The organism is Vibrio sp. V43_P6S15P86, from assembly GCF_009904725.1.
In the GTDB taxonomy this organism is placed as follows: Bacteria; Pseudomonadota; Gammaproteobacteria; order Enterobacterales; family Vibrionaceae; genus Vibrio; species Vibrio diabolicus.
This window is the reverse complement of the sequence record NZ_WXWT01000406.1, coordinates 1-2,649: the sequence shown is the minus strand read 5'-3', so window position 1 is coordinate 2,649 and position 2,649 is coordinate 1. Positions and strand designations below refer to the sequence as shown.

2 protein-coding genes are annotated in these 2,649 nt (G+C 42.7%); both read right to left on the bottom strand.

Annotated features, from left to right (window positions below; genetic code table 11):
• Positions 1-59 precede the first annotated feature (59 nt).
• Positions 60-992: a transporter substrate-binding domain-containing protein gene (locus CAG69_RS18415; RefSeq protein ID WP_161445563.1), complete on the bottom strand. Its 933-nt coding sequence runs from the start codon at positions 990-992 to the stop codon at positions 60-62.
• Positions 993-1,054: 62 nt separating this feature from the next.
• Positions 1,055-2,464, bottom strand: a complete 1,410-nt coding sequence (locus tag CAG69_RS18410) for an aminotransferase class V-fold PLP-dependent enzyme (protein ID WP_006741963.1) — start codon at positions 2,462-2,464, stop codon at positions 1,055-1,057.
• Positions 2,465-2,649: the final 185 nt, after the last annotated feature.

Sequence of the window (2,649 nt, the reverse complement as noted above, 5' to 3'; positions counted from 1 at the left end):
GACTAATATTGCGCTTATTGCAATAAATTTTTTACTGGATATTTTTTTAACGGCCTTTTTCATCGGGTTTTCTTACTATCTTCTATGAAGTAATCGTTATAAAAGTAGTAAATAGATGGATAGTATTTTTTTACTAATTTTTCGTAGGTTCCATCTTTCTTTATTGAATCTAAATAACGATCAAATGCTTTGCGTAATTCCGGCGAGTTTTTACGGAATGCAACAGCCATTTTCTGATTTTCGGATACTGGACCAATGACTTTTATTTCACCTGGCCATTTTTCTAATGCAATTAACGTATCGGCGACGTCTAGTAATGTGCTTTCCGCATCATTTTTCATTATCGCTGGCACCATCTCATTAAGAAGACGAGCCCCATCAGGCAGTATGACTTTTGCGCCTGTGTCATATAAGTCATAAAGGTTAGGGTCCAAGCAAGAGTGCTCCAACGCTAACACTTCGCGACCATGAATAAGCTGCTTGACGGTTTTTACATCTTCATCAACCGAACCACTGGGTTTAATCGGACTCAGCGTGGAATCTGTTCTGGAAACTAACCAAACGCCTGACGGGAAGTAATCTTGTGAAAAATCTAAAACTTCAGAGCGCCAGTCAAGAATGGTAACGCCATTTGCGATCAAGTCACCCTCGATTGGAACACTTTCTCCCACAACGGCTTGCTTATTATGGTATTGAACATCTTGGCCCGTCAGCTTACCGACCATATCGCTCCACTGAGCTGGAACATATTGGTACTTAACGCCCAACGACTTGGCAAAGCCTTTTACTATCTCTACATCTAAGCCAGTCAAGGTTTCCACTTCACCTTGTTCAATATAAGAAACGAAGTTAGCGTACGGCACACCAATATGGCGCAACACTCCGCGATCACGGATCTGTTGTAAGTCGTCTGCCCAAGCGGAAGAGGACATAACAGAGGCCGCCATAAGCGCCATCGCCGCTAAAGTTCTTTTGAATGTTTTGACTGACATAATAATATCCTTACCTTTCACAAAGCGCCCAATAACGGGCGCTTGAGTGATAAACAACGATGTTAGAACGACGAGTAATACAAATTCGTCATCGCCACCACGAGCCCTTCAACATCCTGCTCGTCATGGAACAAGTGCGTGGAGATACGGAGTGCGTAAGTATCAAAGTCATCATCTTTATGCAGCTTAAAGCTGGTTGTTCGAATGATATAGCCATATTCTTCACGCAGACGATCTCTGAATTCAGTCAATATGTCTTCATTCGTCACATCAGAGAATGGGTTAACTGTGGTTAAGCCACTCGTTAAACCTTCCACGTTTGGCGAGTACATTTGGGCTTGTGGCAAGTACTCTTGAAGTAAGGTTTTACACAAACTACCAAGACTTAGAACACGTTCCTCAATGCGGTCACGACCAATCTCATCCCACATTTTGCAGCTATCAACTAACGCTTGTTTCGCAGGATAGTTGTCGTTCCCGATGTACTGCATCTGTAATTGTTTGCCTAAGTAATCAGCATGAGAAAGTGAAGAGTTGATCAACCACAACGGGTTTTCACGATCACTCCAATACTCATTCAAGCGATTGGCGTTATCACGTACGTACAAAATACCGGTTGCGCCAGGACCACACTGCCATTTGTGACCAGAACCTGCATAGAAATCACAATCCATATCATGGAAATCGAGGTCAAACATACCGACAGTATGCGCTCCATCTACAAGCGTAGGCACACCATATTCTTTCGCTAAAGCACAAATGGCTTTGGCTGGTAACGCCGTTCCCGTTTTATAGGTGATATGAGAGAACATGATGAGGCGAACGTTTTGATGCGCATCAAGGGCGTCGCGGAAAGCTTGGATGTAATCTTGTTCAGAAACGTCTTCAGTACCGGTAAATACTGGTAGTTGAATTTCAACAACATCGACGCCAAAACGATGTTTTGCGACGTTCATCGGTGATGTTGCAGCCATATGCTCATGGTGCGTTGTTAGAATCACATCGCCTGGTTCAAAGTGTAAGCCGTTAATGATCGAACATAGACCATCAGTAGTATTGCGGCTGAGAATGATTTCTTCTGGGTTAGCACCAAAGCCAGGCGCTACTTCTTGAACCATCTCAGAGACATAAGGCCAAGAGCCAAACTTGCCCTTCATATCCCAAGGATACTTAGCCACCAACTTGTTGTTATGCTCGTAATCTTGAAGAACTTGTCTTGGCATAGAACCCGTTGTGCCAATGTTCATGTAAGTCGTACGTTTATCCAAAACGAACTGTCGTTGCACTTTACGCCAAAAGCGCTTATCGTGTTTTCTACCTAGCCCGCGGCTGCTCCAATCAATTTTCTGTTCTCGTGCTTGAACTGCGCCCGAGAAAGCGGAAGCACTCACACCAGCAACAACAGCTCCTGTTGCGCCTTTCAGAAAATTACGGCGGCTGCTATTAGTCTGAATAGATTCCTTGTCTTTCATCTTTTTCAATCCTTGTCGGAAATTAGCCATATTATTAATTTTAAGTGCGTAACTATCTGTTACTAAAACATTATTACCCATTAAAACCAGAGTTTAATTTTTTCCTCTGCCATTAAGTGACTTTAGTTCCAATTTTTTATCTTATTTGATGATATAAGCAACAGTTTGACCACAAACCTATAAAC